Source organism: Virgibacillus flavescens, from assembly GCF_050574275.1.
Taxonomy (GTDB): domain Bacteria; phylum Bacillota; class Bacilli; order Bacillales; family Amphibacillaceae; genus Virgibacillus_F; species Virgibacillus_F flavescens.
Genome location: NZ_CP192260.1, coordinates 911,378 through 927,217, shown reverse-complemented (window position 1 = coordinate 927,217; position 15,840 = coordinate 911,378). Strand labels below are relative to the sequence as shown.

The following is a 15,840-nucleotide window of genomic DNA, read 5'->3' as shown; positions in this document are numbered from 1 at the left end:
GAAAGATCAGCTCTTTTTCGATGGTTTCTACTTAACAAAGTTACTTGGAAGTTAAGTACTTTTCTCACACAACTGCATAGGCTATTTACAAACTGTGAAGGAGTGGTGAAGCATGTATTATCCTTATGTATGTCCATGTCAATATTCTTATTACGCCAACCCACCAATGTATACCTATCAAAGAGAGACTGCTAACTGGGGACATTCTAATAATGAAAATGCTCTATTAGGCGATTATGGACCAAATCCATTTGTACTAAATATCAATGAAGCAACAAAGTTAAACAATACCTATCGCACAGCAATATGGACAGGGAAACATTTACAAGTTACGTTAATGAGTCTCCGTCCTGGCGAAGATATTGGACTTGAAATGCATCCAGACGTTGATCAATTCTTACGTGTTGAACAAGGTCAGGGCGTTGTTCGAATGGGCCAAAACAAAAATGAATTTACCTTCGAACGGTATATCTATGATGATTCCGCAATTATGATACCTGCAGGGACGTGGCATAACCTGATTAATACGGGCAACGTTCCACTAAAGCTTTATTCTATATACGCTCCACCAAATCATCCATTTGGTACGGTTCATGTTACGAAAGCAGACGCTATGCATGACCATGATAATAAATCTCCGATAATTGCTGGCAAGACTCCTGACGAATGGATTAAGCACACGAACTTCCTGGTGGAGGAAGGGCTCGAGGATGTGGAAAGAGGAATAAATGCTACCCATATACTCCAGGAATTTATTTTAATGGGAGTTCTTGTAGGAAAAGGATATACACCTGAAAGTGCCTACGAAACTGTAGAAGAATGGGAACGGACTGGAGAATCGAAACTTCTTCAGCAAAGTAAAAATATGTAATAACCGAGTGGGAATTTCGATTCAGAAAAAAAGAGTGCAACACAAATGCGTTGCTACTCTTACTTACATACAAGTACTTCACGGGTAAACAGCCCTTTTTTAGCAAAAGCTCGATCAACAATCGTAAACCCAGCTGTTAAAAGGGTATCATCAATTGGATCAATCGTTATCACAACCACCTTCTCTGCAAACCTGCGCGCACTTTGGAGCATTTCCAGCTGCTCGTCCGCCGTTAAGACGGAGCATAAATTATATGGTAAGTCGATAATCGCTACATCATAATGTCCAGTGATATCCCGGATATCTGCTAGCTTTATTTCACCAGTAAATCCAAAATAAGCAATGTTTTCCCGTGCTCCGTCGAGGATAAGATAATTCAGGTCGCTTCCCACGATATCAATTTCCATTGATTGAGCTTCTACTAATACGGTCCCAATTCCACAGCAAGGATCAATTGCCTTTATTCCGCTTGGATTCGGAATAGCGATATTCACAATTGCTCTTGCGTCACGTGTACTAAGAGCGGTCGAGTAATTATGTGGTTTTTTTTGATGCTGATACCAAATAGACTCACTTTTCGTATAATCGCCGAATACCCAGCGCCCATTTGCATACATTACTCCAAATAATCGGGCAGGGTGATCCAGATCAGCAATACCTGTAACATGTAACCCAATCTCCCGTTCGACACGTCGCCGTTCCTTAAAAACTGCTTTTTCAGCTTTGGCAAGGTCCACATTTTTCACATAAGTCACCTTGAACGTTGCGTCGCCTAATTTTAAATTCGGTACTTGTGTCAGCAAATCCTGAAAGGTTTCCCCTTCATAAATCACACGAATTCTTTCCTTCATAAACGGGCTTCTACTAGGGTCAACTTCTACAAAGCTTTCCAAAACCTTAGATTTGGATTCTTCCCCAAAAAAAGCGCGCATTTCTAGTGAACATAATTCTCTTTCATCCTCTGGAAATGCATATGTGTAAATATAGGTTGAGCGGCTATTAGTATTCAACTTAGTTTTCATCCTTTGATGTATTAATTTACTTTAAAAATTCACTATCGTACGTACAATACTATAGGTTTTTAACCAAAAAATCGAAAATCACTTAGTAGATTAGTCAATTTTTACGAATAATTTATTCCCGACATCCCATACTAAAGCAAAAAGGAGGGATATCCATGGCGAAACGAACAAAGAAAAATGATGCAGAACAAAAGAATAAACAAGGATTTGATTCCAGTAAGAGAGATACGGAGTTTTCCGAAGAACTTGGCAGTGCTAAGGCAAATCAGGAACACAAAAATAAAGCAAAGAAAGATAGAGCTTCTAAAACACAGGATTAGAGTATTAACTGAAGAAACTAACCAATTTATATGTTTAAAGTGAAACGTCCACCTGCTAACCAGCAGATGGACGTTTACTATTCAACAAAGATCCTACAATAACGAATCTTTCTTATTATACTTCACTTCAAATAAATCTCTGCGTCTATCACGTAATTGTCTTACGGTACCGGACTTTCGTTGTCTCCTTAGTATTTCTAAATCGACATCACCGACAACCACCGCTTCGATATTCGGATTACATTCTCCGACAATTCCGTCACGGGCAAATTCAAAATCGGATGGGGTAAATATTCCGGATTGCGCGTACTGGATATCCATATTTTCCACTTGCGTCAAGTTACCGACTGTGCCGGCAAGAACGGTATATACCTGATTCTCCACCGCACGTGCCTGCGCACAGTAGCGTACCCGTAAATACCCTTGGCGATCATCGGTACAGAAAGGCACGAAAATAATATTTGCGCCCTGATCGACTGCATACCGGGTAAGTTCCGGGAATTGGATATCGTAACAAATCTGGATAGCGATCTTACCACAATCGGTATCAAACACCTTAACGGCATCACCAGGTTTAATTCCCCACCATTTCTTTTCATTTGGCGTAACGTGAATTTTATATTGCTTCTCAATCGTTCCATCTCTGCGGAATAGATAAGAAATATTATAGATATGGTCATCCTCTTGAACAAAGTGTGACCCACCAATGATATTAACGTTATATTTCACTGCCAAGTTTGTGAAAAGTTCAATATAATCCTCCGTGTATTCCGTAAGCTTACGGACCGCCTTCGAAGGAATTTTTTCATCCAGGAAGGACATGAGCTGCGTTGTAAATATTTCTGGAAAAACAGCGAAATCCGAGCCAAAGTCGTAAGCCACATCAACATAATATTCCACCTGCTTTGCGAATTCCTCAAACGACTCAATCGTTTTCATCATGTATTGAATGACCATAATTCTGACTGGGTATGCTGTCTTAAAATGCCGCTTCGTTTTTGCCTGGTAATCAATATTATTCCATTCCATTAACGTCGCATATTTTAACGACTTCTCATCATCCGGTAAGTATCCCGGATTAATGCGCATCACGCTAAATCCGTTCATAATCTGAAACGTCAGCACAGGATCGTGAATGTTTCGGAAACCGACCTCTTCCACATATTCTCTTGGTGAATACTCTTTCTGGAATTTGTGGTAATTCGGAATTCGTCCACCGATAATAATGCTTTTTAAATTTAGCTCTCTCGCCAAATCTTTTCTCGCTTCGTATAGTCTTCTGCCAATCTTCATACCTCTAAATTCCGGATCTACCATTACCTCTATTCCATACAGGTTGAAGCCCTCTGGATCATGATTGGTAATATATCCTTCATCGGTAATATCATCCCACGTATGGCGATCATCGTATTCATCAAAATTAACGATCAGACTGGAGCAGCTTCCAATAATCGTGCCGTCATATTCTACACAAAACTGCCCTTCCGGAAAAATATCCAGATGGCTTTCCAGTTGTTCCCGTTTCCATGGATCCATATTTTTAAAACATTTCTTTTGCAATTTTAAAATCTGATCAATATCTTCGCGTTGTATATTTCTAACCTCAAGTTTCTTTTCAAAGGTTGATAAATCCAGTTTATTAGACATTGTGAATTCTGTCCTTTCGGTTTTTACATGTTTGATTCCATAAATAGTGTTAATGGCTCTTCTATTCTAACCGCTTACTTTTCAGCATGTCCATTATTACTTCCATTTCTTTTTTTCAGTAATCAAGTAAAACTTGACCACTGCATTCTTTTCCAGTGAAGGTGTATCTTTTATTATATCACTCAACTTTTGCAGACTGAAATATGTAGATGCACCCTGAAATAGTTGAATACTCCCACCCTCGACTGTTGTAGCTGACGCAAAATCTATAAAATGAGAATTAACTTCAATTTTTTTCATTGTTCCCTTACAGAATCATTATGAAGGAAACTGAAAAAGTTACATGAAGTACAAATTAAGAGGATCTGCGATCGCATCATCGAATTCACTTCGCTTTCCGTGGGCACGGCTTCAGCTTCCTAGGATAAGCAAAAACCGCTTTCCTGCGGGATCTTCAGCTCGCGCTGTTCCCACAGGAGTCTCGTGAATTCGATAATGCTAGGTTGTGGTGCAAAATTTCCTTTTATAATATCCATCCCTTTTTCAGCTGCTGAAAACCTCACGGATTTCCATCACCACTATTGTGCGCAATTTATAATATCCGTAACATCCAATTTTTAAGTGATTGGGAATAAAGATTAGACACAATTGATAAGATGGAGCGCAACAAAATGTCACTAGAAAAGTGGTAGGTTTTAAAAAATATTATTACACTTTAACCTAGCATCTTCGAATATACGAAGACTCCTCGAAAAAGAAAAGCACTTTTTCTTCGTGCAATGCCTTTTCAGGGAAGCCTTCCTTATCCTGTGGGAAGTAAGAGATCGGTGAGACAGCACGAGGAGGCACACCACTCGCCCACGGAAAGCGAAGTATATTCGAAGATGCGATCATAGATCCTCTAATCCCATACCTTATGTAAGTTTTTCAGTATACTGACATCCCTGAAATCTAGTTACTATTACGAAACCTCAAGTACTAAACGGGATATTTTCTAACAAGTGAATTCAATACAAAAAAACCCTTTAAACTGTTCAAAGGGTTTTTTGCCTATATTCACATCAAATTAAGTTAACTCGATACCGGTTCTTTTTCGCTTAAACCAAGTGCCTGATCAGTTGAAATATTTATTTCGTGAAGAAGCTCTGGTTTCTTCGATAGGGACTCCCCATAAGAAGGAATCATTTCTTTGATTTTCGGTTCCCACTCTTTTACATGCTGCGGGAAACATCTTTCAAACAACTCAAGCATCACGTGAACAGCAGTAGAAGCACCTGGAGAAGCTCCGAGTAACGCTGCGATGGATCCATCAGCCGCACTTACAAGTTCTGTTCCAAACTGAAGGGTTCCTTTTCCGCCATTTTCCGTGTCCTTAATAACCTGCACACGCTGACCAGCTACAACCAGGTTCCACTCATCGCTTTTCGCGTCCGGGATAAAGTCACGCAGGTCTGCCATGCGTTTTTCCTTCGATGAAATAACCTGTTCGATCAGATATTTTGTCAATGAAGCATTTTTAACCCCTGACGCAACCATCGTAACAAGGTTATCCGCTTTTACAGAAGTCATTAAATCCAGCATGGATCCGGTTTTTAAAAACTTTGGTGAAAAGCCAGCAAACGGTCCAAACAACAACGATTTTTCATTATCGATAAATCGTGTGTCAAGATGCGGAACCGACATAGGTGGTGCACCAACCTTAGCTTTTCCGTATACCTTTGCATGATGCTGCGCTACCACTTCCGGATTGTTACATACCATAAATTGTCCGCTTATCGGGAACCCACCAAAATGTTTGGATTCCGGAATGCCGGTTTTCTGCAGGAGGTGAAGACTTCCACCACCGCCGCCGATAAAAACAAAGTCCGACGTATGGTATTCGATTTTACCGTTTTCCATATCGTGTACTTTCACTTCCCACGAACCGTCGCTTGCACGTTTGATATCCTCAACACTATGCTTGTAATTTATCTCGATATCTTCCGTTTCCAGATGGTCAAACAGTTTGCGCGTTAGTGAGCCGAAGTTGACATCGGTACCGCCATCGATTTTAGTAGCCGCAATTGGTTCCGTTGATGTTCTGTTTTGCATAATTAGCGGAATCCATTGCTTCAACTTATCCACATCATCGGAGAATTCCATCTTCTCAAACAACGGGTTACGTGACATCGTTTCAAACCGCTTTTTTAAATACCTGACATTTTCCTCGCCCTGCACTAAACTCATATGCGGCAAAGGCATAATAAAGTCCCGCGGATTGCGAATCAAATTGCTGTTAACAAGATGAGACCAGAATTGCTTGGAAACCTGAAATTGTTCATTTACTTTGATAGCTTTGCTAATATCTATCGAGCCGTCCGGCTGTTCGTGTGTATAGTTCAGTTCACACAACGCCGCATGCCCAGTTCCAGCATTATTCCAAACGTTCGAGCTCTCTTTCCCTGCACTATCAAGCCGTTCAAATACCGTAACGTTCCAGTCTGGCACTAATTCCTTAAGCATTGATCCAAGCGTTGCACTCATGATTCCTGCACCTATTAAAATAACGTCTTTTTTAAAATAATTTTTACTCATTGTTATCGTCAAACTCCCTAAGTTTTGCAGAAAAGATGCAATCGCTCCTGCTAATACGTTTCAGCAGGACAGGGCTCGACCCAGTTAAACATCTTTCCCGGTACATTATAATATGTTTCTATTATATCACTATTATCCATAGAATAAAATACATCATCCAGATAGGAATAAGCTAGTATAAACAGAAGGATTTGGGAGTTAATCAATATATCTATTCTTCAAGTGATCACTGCCAATTCCACCCACTACCATTAATATTAGCGGTAAGAAACTAGCAACTATTTTCGGTACCCCTTCCAGGATTAAAATATTTGTACCAGCAAAGTAATTAAGAGCAATAATAATTATTTTTGCAGCTAATAAAAACACCCCTAATAAAAACAAGCTATCAAATAAAACTTTCCACTTTGGATAAGCTAATTGTTTACTATCTTGAATTACTTTCTCTTTCAACTCTTTATCACTCCTTAACAGTTCGTCTATCGTAATAGTAAACAGATCACTCAAATCAATGATCACTTCAATACTTGGATAGTTTTTTCCTGTTTCCCATTTGGAAACGGACTGGCGGCTAACATGCAGCATTTCAGCAAGCTCCGTTTGTGACCAGCCCTTTTTTTCTCTTTCACGTTTTAATCGTTCGCTAAAAATCAAATTTCTCATCGCCTTTCCTTACACGTTTATTATTAAATAGTTGAGCAGTTGATGTAAAGCTAGTTCTAGGTGCATCAAGCACGCAACCTCCAGTTGTCAGCTAATAAATTGACTACTTTCAGCTATGCCTATATAGTTTGAATATAATAGTTTCAATTATGAGAAAATAAATTTAACTATGAAGATCGGAGTGATGGAGAATGCCTAACGAGGTTATTTACGATGAAATTGACAAGCTCGAGAATGAAATCCTGGAGAAAAAGAAAAAGCTAGCACAATTAAGAAAATCGATTCCAGAACAAAAGGCAGATAACTACCAATTTTTCACGGATGATAGACAAGAAGTACGTTTACACGATCTTTTTCAGGATAAAGATGAACTTATCGTTGTACATAACATGGGGAAAAGTTGTTCACATTGCACGATGTGGGCTGACGGCTTTAATGGCATTTACGAACACATAACCCAGAAAGCTGCCTTTGTCCTCTCTTCACCTGATACCCCAGGAGTACAAGAAGACTTTGCAGCATCGAGAGGCTGGAAATTCCCGATGGTCTCTACTAAAGGTACCACATTTAAACAGGATTTCGGCTTTGAAAAAGATGGATTTTATTTTCCGGGGATTTCTACATTTAGAAAAGACGCAGAAGGCAACATCTATCATCATGCTAAAGCTTCCTTAGGACCAGGAGATGATTATAACATCGTTTGGCATCTGCTGGATTTACTGCCATCTGGTTCAGAAGGTTTTCATCCGAAGAAAAGGTACGATTCTCAATCAATTTTTCAATTAACCAATAACGTGGCCATACAAGTGAAAGACTATAAAGAGGCTATTTCTTTCTACAAAAAAATATTAGGTATGAACATTGAAAAAAGCTTTGATAACGAAACGGTATTTTCAGCTGGAGGAAACCAATTTTTCATAGAGAATTCCGAAACTGAAAATGTCTTCTTTGAATTTGCGGTTGAGAATCTAAAGCAAGCCAAAGAATTGTTAGTAGACCAAGGTTGTACAATTACAAAAGAGTACCATGAAAAGAGCGTAATGGTAGCAGATCCTTTCGGCATGAAGTTTCATTTATTTGAAGTTAACGAATAAGGGTGTTAAAAATCTCCGCTATAGAGTAAACAATTCTATTATTTGTTTACTCTATAGCGGAGATTATGTGTAATCCATTAGGATTATTTCGCCTGCTTCACCATTTCCTGAATCAGTTTTTTATTGCGCTGTTTGAATAATTCATTATGTGAGGAAACCATTCCAATTTTATTAGCGTCCGGCTGGATAAATTGTTTCGCCTTATTTACCGCATTAGCGGCATCATGGAATGCACCAGCAATTAGATTGACCTTACCATCATGCTTCAGAATATCCCCTGCGCCATACAAACCATCGATAGAAGATTCGCTAGCAGCACTCCCTGCGATATAATAATTATCTGCTATTTCCATTTTTACCTCACTATTCGTAAGCAGTGTCGCATCCTGTTCAAAACCATGATTGATAATAACCTCATCAATCGGCAAATTGATCACTTCTCCCGTTCGATCGTTGGTCAGCTCCACACGTTCAATACAGTCATGGTTAGCACAGGCAATTAAATTGGTAATCGACGTATGAAAGAAACACTCTACGGAACTGTTCAATAATTGCGTTACTTGTGATTCATGTCCTGCTAAAGCCTCTTTGCGATAGCTTACATATACTTTCTTGGCGATGGATTCCAGTTCATTTGCCCAGTCTATCGCAGCGTTTCCACCACCTGAAATGATCACGGTTTTACCTTTAAATGACTGCAATGACTTGACCGTGTAGTTTAGATTCGTTACTTCAAACCTATTTGCACCTTCGATCTTCAGCTTCTGAGGATTCAGGATACCGCTCCCAACCGCTACAATAACCGTTTTCGAATAATGCTTTTCACCTGAAGCACCCATCAAAACAAAAATACCTTCTTCATTCCGCGTGATTGAATCCACTTTCTCATTCAAAACAACCGCAGGATTAAACGTTAACCCCTGCTCCACCAGCTGGTCGATTAATTGAGCACCTGTAGTCGGCCGCTGCCCACCGACATCCCAAATCATCTTCTCCGGATAGACATGAATCTTCCCGCCTAATTGAGGCTGAAATTCGATAATCTTTGTTTTCATTTCACGAATCCCACTATAAAACGTTGAATATAGCCCTGCTGGACCGCCGCCAATTACGGTTACATCATACAAATCTTGTTGTTCCAATTCCGTCCACTCCTCAGATATCAATTGTAAATGATTATCATTCTCATTAAAATATACATCCTTTTCACACTTTTTACAACATGATTTCAAAATTATGTTGACTTTTAAAAAAAGGACACTTATAGTTTAACTGAGTGATAGTGATAATCATTATCAATACGAAAATTGGAGGTTAGAGCATGGTTCGCCTATATACAAATGAACTGAACATTGGCTACGGTGAACGCTTAATTATAAAAGATTTGACTATAGCTATTCCAGATAAAAAAATAACTACCATCGTTGGCTCGAACGGCTGTGGAAAATCCACATTACTCAAAGCCATCACACGAATCATTACCCAGAAATCTGGAGCAGTCCTGTTAGATGGCGCCAATATTTCAAGCGAAAGCACCAAATCCCTTGCCAAGAAAATGGCGATTCTTCCACAGATTCCGGAAGGTGCAAGTGGGTTAACCGTTGGTGAGCTTGTTTCGTATGGCCGGTTTCCCTATCAAAAAGGATTCGGTCGCTTATCAAAAAAAGACGTGGAAGTTATTGAGTGGTCACTGGACGTCACGGGGACAGCCGATTTTAAATATCGCCCGGTCGACTCACTATCCGGAGGACAGCGACAACGTGTCTGGATTGCGATGGCACTAGCCCAGGAAACAGATATTATCTTCCTGGATGAGCCAACCACTTATTTAGATATGGCCCACCAGCTGGAAGTGTTAGAGGTTCTGCAAAAGTTAAATGAAGAACAGGACCGCACCATCGTGATGGTTCTTCATGATTTAAACCAGGCAGCTCGCTTTGCGGACTATATTATCGCACTGAAAGATGGCGAAATTGTTAAAGCCGGCAGTTGTGAGGAGGTCATCCAGCCGGAAGTCCTCAAAAAAGTATTTCAGATCGATGCACAAATCGGACGTGATCCGAGAACAAATAAACCAATGTGCCTTACATACAACTTATTAAAAGGAGACAATCAAAATGAAAAAACTGTTACTTCCATTTTTCCTGCTGCTCGTACTGGTTATTAGCGCCTGCAGTAGTGATACAAACGCCAAAAAAGAAGACAAAGATTCAGCAGATAAAAAATCAGACACAATAACGTACCAATCTGAAAGCGGTCCCATTGAGGTGCCAGCAGATCCAAAGCGTGTTATTTCGCTTTCCGGTTTCACAGGAAACGTCATCAATTTAGGCGTGAACGTAGTTGGTACAGATGTTTGGTCGAAAAATAACCCTACATTTGAAGAAGAATTAAAAGACGTAGAAGAAGTTTCAGACGAAAGCCTGGAAAAAATTATTGAGTTAGACCCAGATTTAATTATCGGGTTAAGCACGATTAAGAACATTGATAAATTAAAGGAGATTGCACCTACTGTAACCTACACATGGGGCAAAGCTGATTATTTAGAACAGCATTTAGAGATTGGTAAGCTTCTGAACAAAGAGGAAGAAGCACAGAAATGGGTTGATGATTTTAAAGCACGTGCAGAAGCCGCAGGAGAAGAAATCCGTGCGAAAATAGGTGAAGATGCTACCGTAACGGTAATCGAAAGCTATGGCAAAGAACTTTATGTTTTCGGTGATAACTGGGCACGCGGAACGGAAATCCTATACCAGGCAATGGACTTAAAGATGCCTGACAAAGTAAAAGAAATGGCTTTAGAAGCGGGTTATTACACCCTATCTGCTGAAGTAATCCCTGAGTATGTAGGTGATTATCTGATCCTAAGTAAATACACAGATGCCGATACTTCGTTCATGGAAACAGAAGCTTATAAAAATATGCCTGCTGTTAAAAACAATCATGTTTTTGAAATGAAAGGAAACGGTGCCTCTTTCACGGACCCAGTCACACTGGAAAAACAGCTTACTTTCTTCAAAGAATCATTTTTAGGAAATTAAGCGCTCGAGACGTAATCCCTGCAAATTTTTTTAAGAGGAATTCTTACCATAAGAGTTCCTCTTCCCTATTCTATGAAAGAAAAGATGAGAAACTATGACAAAAGAAAAACAGCGCTTGCCTTTTATTTATAAACTAATTGCCGGAATTCTAGCATTAATCGCTATGTTTGTTATTGCATGTGTATTTGGCGCTGCCGACATTGCAGTTAAAGATGTATGGCTAGCCATTACCTCCAATGCGACCGGTAAAAACATATCGATTATTCGAGAGATCCGCTTCCCACGTGAAGTGGCAGCTATTTTCGTCGGCGCGTCCCTTGCCGTATCCGGTGCAGTCATGCAGGGAATGACCAGAAATCCCTTGGCCGATCCTGGTCTGCTTGGATTATCCGCCGGGGCTAATGCAGCATTAGCTATCACGATAGCTTTCATACCTTCCGCCAATTATTTCGGAATCATGATTGCCTGCTTCATTGGATCAGCAGCCGGAGCGATCATGGTTTTTGGTGTCGGATCCATGAAAAAAGTTGGGTTTTCCCCGCTTCGTATCGTATTGGCGGGATCTGCCGTCTCAGCCTTCCTCTATGCCATTGCGGAAGGTGTGGGGCTTTATTTTACGATTTCCAAAAACGTCTCCATGTGGACTGCTGGAGGTATGATTGGCACATCATGGAGTCAGCTTCAAGTCATTATTCCTTTTATCGTTCTTGGAATCGTAATAGCATTAATGCTCTCACGACAGCTTACCATCCTTAGTTTGAATGAAGAGGTGGCAGTTGGGTTAGGGCAAAAAACAACACAAATCAAGTTCGTTTTATTCATCATTATGACCTTGCTTGCAGGTGCTGCCGTCGCCTTAGTAGGGAATATGGTCTTTATCGGATTAATGGTTCCGCACGTCGTTCGCGGCATCGTCGGAACCGACTATCGTTCGATCATCCCAATGTCTGCGATTGTCGGAGCAACATTTATGCTCCTGGCCGACACACTAGGACGCACCATTCATGCTCCATACGAAACGCCGGTGGCAGCCATTGTAGCTATAATGGGCTTACCTTTCTTCCTTATCATCGTTCGTAAAGGAGGGAACATGTTCGCATGATAAATCCTTCATTGATCAGAAAACAGCGCGTAATTCTAATAGTCCTTACAGCACTTATATTAGTCACTGCCGCAATTGGAATGGGAATCGGCTACTCAACTGTATCCTACGACAGATTGATTCCAGCACTGTTCGGCCAGGGAACATTCAAAGAGGAATTTGTTTTATTTTCCATTCGACTTCCACGAATGCTGATTACCTTGTTAGCAGGAATGGCACTGGCTTTATCCGGATCAATTTTACAAGGGGTTTCCCGTAATGATTTAGCAGATCCCGGTATCATCGGAATAAACTCCGGTGCCGGCGTTGCCATTGCCTTATTCTTTTTGTTTTTCCCAATTGAGGCAGGGTCATTCATCTATCTGCTTCCACTTGTGGCATTTCTCGGCGCATTACTGACAGCCTTCTTAATCTACTTGTTTTCCTATGACAAACAGACAGGACTTCAACCCGTGCGGCTACTACTGATCGGAATTGGATTTTCATTCGCACTGTCAGGTGTAATGATTGTGCTTATTTCATCGGCAGACCAAACAAAGGTAGACTTTATCGCCACATGGCTGGCAGGTAATATTTGGGGAACGGACTGGCCATTTATCTGGGCGCTCCTCCCTTGGTTACTCATACTGATTCCATTCACACTATACAAAGCCAACCGCTTAAATATACTCGGACTAAGCGAGCCGGTTGCAATCGGTGTCGGTGTATCCATTGATAAAGAACGCATCATCTTACTGTTAACCGCCGTTGCCTTAGCCGCTTCCGCAGTATCTGTAACAGGAGGCATTTCCTTTATCGGATTAATGGCCCCACATATTGCGAAGGCGTTAGTTGGCCCAAGAAATCAACTATTTCTGCCTGTTGCCATACTCATCGGCGGCTGGCTACTAGTCGTAGCAGACACAATCGGCCACAACATCCTCGACCCAAGCGGCATTCCAGCTGGGATTATGGTCGCACTAATTGGCGCACCATATTTTATGTATTTACTATTGAGGAAATAAAGCAAGTTGCCAGAATATATATAAAACACTTCAGAATATGCAACTATGCGGGGAAATCCGTTGAATCGCGCATGGTTAGTACAAAAACGCGTAATGATGGATAATAATCGCGCATATCCAATAGAAAATCGCGCACCAGCCAGTTGGTGCGCGATATTAACGAAGGGGTGCGCGAATTTATTAAAAGGCTGCGCGGTTCTAAAAACCTGCGCTTATTTTCAGGTGGTTTTAGTAATTTCGGAAAATATTCGGTGAGACAGATCTACTTTCTGGCTCAATTTTCACTTTCGGAAACGTTCCTGCTTATAAACAACGGAAAACCCGAGACCTTGGAAAGACAAATGTCTTTTCCAACATAAAAAAAAGTAAGCTCAGTGGCGCTGAGCTTACTTTTTATGAATAATTTATTATATTTTTTACAAACCTACCTGTTAACTATTCTCTTTCACCTGCATCTTCAAGGGGTATATAATCAAATATCTCACCGGATTTAGTAAGTTTAGTGAGCTTATCCAGCCACTTATAATAGATCATGGCATCATCGAGTTGCTGGTAATCCAATCGTGCTCTTTCTAGTAATGTTTCATCTGTTTCACTATTTTCAATGACCTCATTGAGTTGTTCTTTAGCCTTCTTAATACTGACCATAAACATACTCACTTCGCGTTCCCATTTCATACCATAAAACTGAGAAAAATAATTGAAGAAGTTTTTTTCAGCCATGAATGTATCTTTTCTAGAGCCTTTCTGCCACACTTTTTGAACGATATTGATTTCTTGAAGCTTTCTAACAGATGTACTCATGCTAGGTTTACTCATCCCGAGTGCTTCTTTCATTTCATCCAGTGTAAGAGGCTGATGTTTAAAATACATAGTTGCATACAGACGTCCTACTGAAGGAGTAACTCCATAAAGATCCATCGTTTCAGAGATCGTATTAACCATCATACTTTCGGCCTGATCAATTTTTTCTTTAGCTTTTTCATTATTATCGTTATTCCGGTTTACTTCCATTGCGGCACCTCTTTTTTGTGGAAAACAAGAGCATATTTGCTGTTAAATTAATTAATTTTAAATTAAATGTTTCTTATATTTTATAATTAATATTACCAAGTTGCAACTTAAACTAAGCAAGAGCATACTAACTCAACTTTCGCCGCCTGAAATAATTAAGTGCTTCAGCGAAGAGGCTACTAAAAAAGTGGTAGATATTAAATTTATTCTTTACACTCTTACTAAGCAACTTCGAATATACGAAGACTCCTGCGGGAACCGCACTGGCTGAAGATATCGGAGGAATAGCGGTTTTTGCATTCCGAAGAAGCTGAAGCCGTGCCCGCGGAAAGCGTAGTATATTCGAAGATGCGATCGTAGATCCGCTATAATTTGTACTACATCCACTCTTTTTTCAGTATTCTTATCTAATGCTGAAGCAAAAAAAAGAGACGGTCCTCGTAATCGAGTACCGTCTCCTTCTCTGATGATTACTTCATCCACTTATCAATTACATCTTGATTTTCTTCCATCCATTTTTGTGCGCCTTTAACAGGATCTTCTTCATTATCTTTCACAGCAAGCATCAATTCACCAAGCTGCTTGTCGTTCAATTTAAAGTTTTTTAACCACTTACTTACATCTTCATTGTCTTTTGCAAATTCATCACGAGTTGCCATGTAGATCTTTTCTACTCCGCCAAAAGTTCCCTTCGGATCTTCCAAGAACTTTAAGTCCACTTCAGAAAACACATAATGTGGTTTCCATAACGGTGCAACGATAGGTTCCTTTTGTTTAACTGCTTTCTTAATAGCTGAAATCATTGCTGCCGTACTGCTCGATACCAATTCATAATCAAGACCATATTCCTTAATTACATCTTGCGTTACCAGCATAGTTCCTGCACCAGACTCAAAGCCTACTATTTCACCATTAAATTTTTCTTTGTTTTCTTTTAAATCTTCAATACTGTTTATATCTTCCATATACGTTGGAACGGCCAATCCGACTTTCCCGTTTTCATACCAAGGATCTTCGAAAAAATTAGCTTTCTCATTATATTGTTCATAGTAACTCTTATCTTGCACCGGCAACCAGATTTCTGGTGCCACATCTAATTCCCCTGCAGCTAAAGCGGCCATCTGAGGACCCATTCCAAGAAGTTTTAAGTCTACTTCATAACCTTTATCTTCCAGAATTGCCTTCCACAAATTTGTTACTGCAACATTTTCTGGCCAGTTAATCTGTCCAATCGTAATTTTTCCTTTGCTTTCCTTCGATTCGACATTACTACCCGAATCGTCATCTCCACTAGTTGAACTGCAAGCTGCGAGTACAAAAAGCAGGATAGTAAATAAAATTAATTGAGAAATTCTGCGAAAACTCATTGATAGTCAAACACCCTTCTGATTTGTATTTCGGCAAACATTCTTTAAAGACACACACACTTTTGCCATGAGTGCGAGCAGGTACTTCAGACAACTAACTTTGTCCTTTTGTTAAATAAAA

Annotated in this window: 15 protein-coding genes; 7 read left to right on the top strand and 8 right to left on the bottom strand. The window is 40.1% G+C overall.

Annotated elements, in window-relative coordinates; all coding sequences use genetic code 11:
• Nucleotides 1-112: 112 nt before the first annotated feature.
• Nucleotides 113-871 carry a cupin domain-containing protein gene (locus VBD025_RS04665; RefSeq protein WP_430789748.1) on the top strand — a complete coding sequence of 253 codons (759 nt, stop codon included), beginning with the start codon at nt 113-115 and terminating at the stop codon, nt 869-871.
• A gap of 59 nt (nt 872-930) precedes the next feature.
• Here the strand turns inward: VBD025_RS04665 and VBD025_RS04660 are convergent, their stop codons facing one another.
• Nucleotides 931-1,881 (bottom strand): TRM11 family SAM-dependent methyltransferase, encoded by a 951-nt coding sequence (locus VBD025_RS04660; protein WP_430789746.1) that lies wholly within the window; start codon nt 1,879-1,881, stop codon nt 931-933.
• A 167-nt stretch (nt 1,882-2,048) separates the two neighbouring features.
• Between VBD025_RS04660 and VBD025_RS04655 the strand changes: the two genes are divergently transcribed.
• The gene (locus VBD025_RS04655) at nt 2,049-2,213 is read left to right on the top strand and encodes a hypothetical protein (RefSeq protein ID WP_430789744.1); all 165 of its coding nucleotides are present in this window, start codon (nt 2,049-2,051) and stop codon (nt 2,211-2,213) included.
• A 93-nt stretch (nt 2,214-2,306) separates the two neighbouring features.
• Here VBD025_RS04655 and VBD025_RS04650 read toward each other — a convergent pair whose 3' ends face one another.
• The 4 genes from VBD025_RS04650 to VBD025_RS04635 form a co-directional block, all read right to left on the bottom strand.
• Nucleotides 2,307-3,860 carry a GNAT family N-acetyltransferase gene (locus VBD025_RS04650; protein WP_430789742.1) on the bottom strand — a complete coding sequence of 518 codons (1,554 nt, stop codon included), beginning with the start codon at nt 3,858-3,860 and terminating at the stop codon, nt 2,307-2,309.
• 96 nt (nt 3,861-3,956) lie between these two features.
• Nucleotides 3,957-4,160 (bottom strand): hypothetical protein, encoded by a 204-nt coding sequence (locus tag VBD025_RS04645; protein ID WP_430789740.1) that lies wholly within the window; start codon nt 4,158-4,160, stop codon nt 3,957-3,959.
• 771 nt (nt 4,161-4,931) lie between these two features.
• Nucleotides 4,932-6,446, bottom strand: a complete 1,515-nt coding sequence (locus tag VBD025_RS04640; protein ID WP_430789738.1) for a malate:quinone oxidoreductase — start codon at nt 6,444-6,446, stop codon at nt 4,932-4,934.
• 186 nt (nt 6,447-6,632) lie between these two features.
• Nucleotides 6,633-7,088: a helix-turn-helix domain-containing protein gene (locus tag VBD025_RS04635; RefSeq protein WP_430791268.1), complete on the bottom strand. Its 456-nt coding sequence runs from the start codon at nt 7,086-7,088 to the stop codon at nt 6,633-6,635.
• Nucleotides 7,089-7,288: 200 nt separating this feature from the next.
• On the opposite strand from VBD025_RS04635, the gene VBD025_RS04630 reads away from it, so the two are divergent.
• Nucleotides 7,289-8,191, top strand: a complete 903-nt coding sequence (locus VBD025_RS04630; protein ID WP_430789736.1) for a DUF899 family protein — start codon at nt 7,289-7,291, stop codon at nt 8,189-8,191.
• Between the two features lie 83 nt (nt 8,192-8,274).
• Here the strand turns inward: VBD025_RS04630 and VBD025_RS04625 are convergent, their stop codons facing one another.
• Nucleotides 8,275-9,333: an NAD(P)/FAD-dependent oxidoreductase gene (locus VBD025_RS04625; protein WP_430789734.1), complete on the bottom strand. Its 1,059-nt coding sequence runs from the start codon at nt 9,331-9,333 to the stop codon at nt 8,275-8,277.
• A gap of 179 nt (nt 9,334-9,512) precedes the next feature.
• Here VBD025_RS04625 and VBD025_RS04620 point away from each other — a divergent pair, with 179 nt between their 5' ends.
• The 4 genes from VBD025_RS04620 (at nt 9,513) to VBD025_RS04605 (ending at nt 13,338) form a co-directional block, all read left to right on the top strand.
• On the top strand, nt 9,513-10,358 hold the full coding sequence (locus VBD025_RS04620; protein ID WP_430789732.1) for an ABC transporter ATP-binding protein: 846 nt from the start codon (nt 9,513-9,515) through the stop codon (nt 10,356-10,358).
• Entirely contained in the window at nt 10,309-11,232 is a 924-nt protein-coding gene (locus tag VBD025_RS04615) for an iron-hydroxamate ABC transporter substrate-binding protein (protein ID WP_430789730.1), read from the top strand. The genes VBD025_RS04620 and VBD025_RS04615 overlap by 50 nt, the downstream gene beginning before the upstream one ends.
• Nucleotides 11,233-11,326: 94 nt before the next feature.
• A complete protein-coding gene (locus tag VBD025_RS04610; RefSeq protein ID WP_430789728.1) occupies nt 11,327-12,334 on the top strand; it encodes a FecCD family ABC transporter permease in 1,008 nt (335 codons plus the stop codon).
• Nucleotides 12,331-13,338 (top strand): FecCD family ABC transporter permease, encoded by a 1,008-nt coding sequence (locus tag VBD025_RS04605; RefSeq protein WP_430789726.1) that lies wholly within the window; start codon nt 12,331-12,333, stop codon nt 13,336-13,338. The genes VBD025_RS04610 and VBD025_RS04605 overlap by 4 nt, the downstream gene beginning before the upstream one ends.
• Before the next feature lie 435 nt (nt 13,339-13,773).
• Here VBD025_RS04605 and cudC read toward each other — a convergent pair whose 3' ends face one another.
• Together cudC and VBD025_RS04595 are read right to left on the bottom strand one after the other, a co-directional pair.
• Entirely contained in the window at nt 13,774-14,352 is a 579-nt protein-coding gene (cudC, locus tag VBD025_RS04600) for a choline uptake/conversion transcriptional regulator CudC (protein ID WP_430789724.1), read from the bottom strand.
• Nucleotides 14,353-14,822: 470 nt separating this feature from the next.
• Entirely contained in the window at nt 14,823-15,719 is an 897-nt protein-coding gene (locus tag VBD025_RS04595) for a glycine betaine ABC transporter substrate-binding protein (protein ID WP_430789722.1), read from the bottom strand.
• Nucleotides 15,720-15,840: the final 121 nt, after the last annotated feature.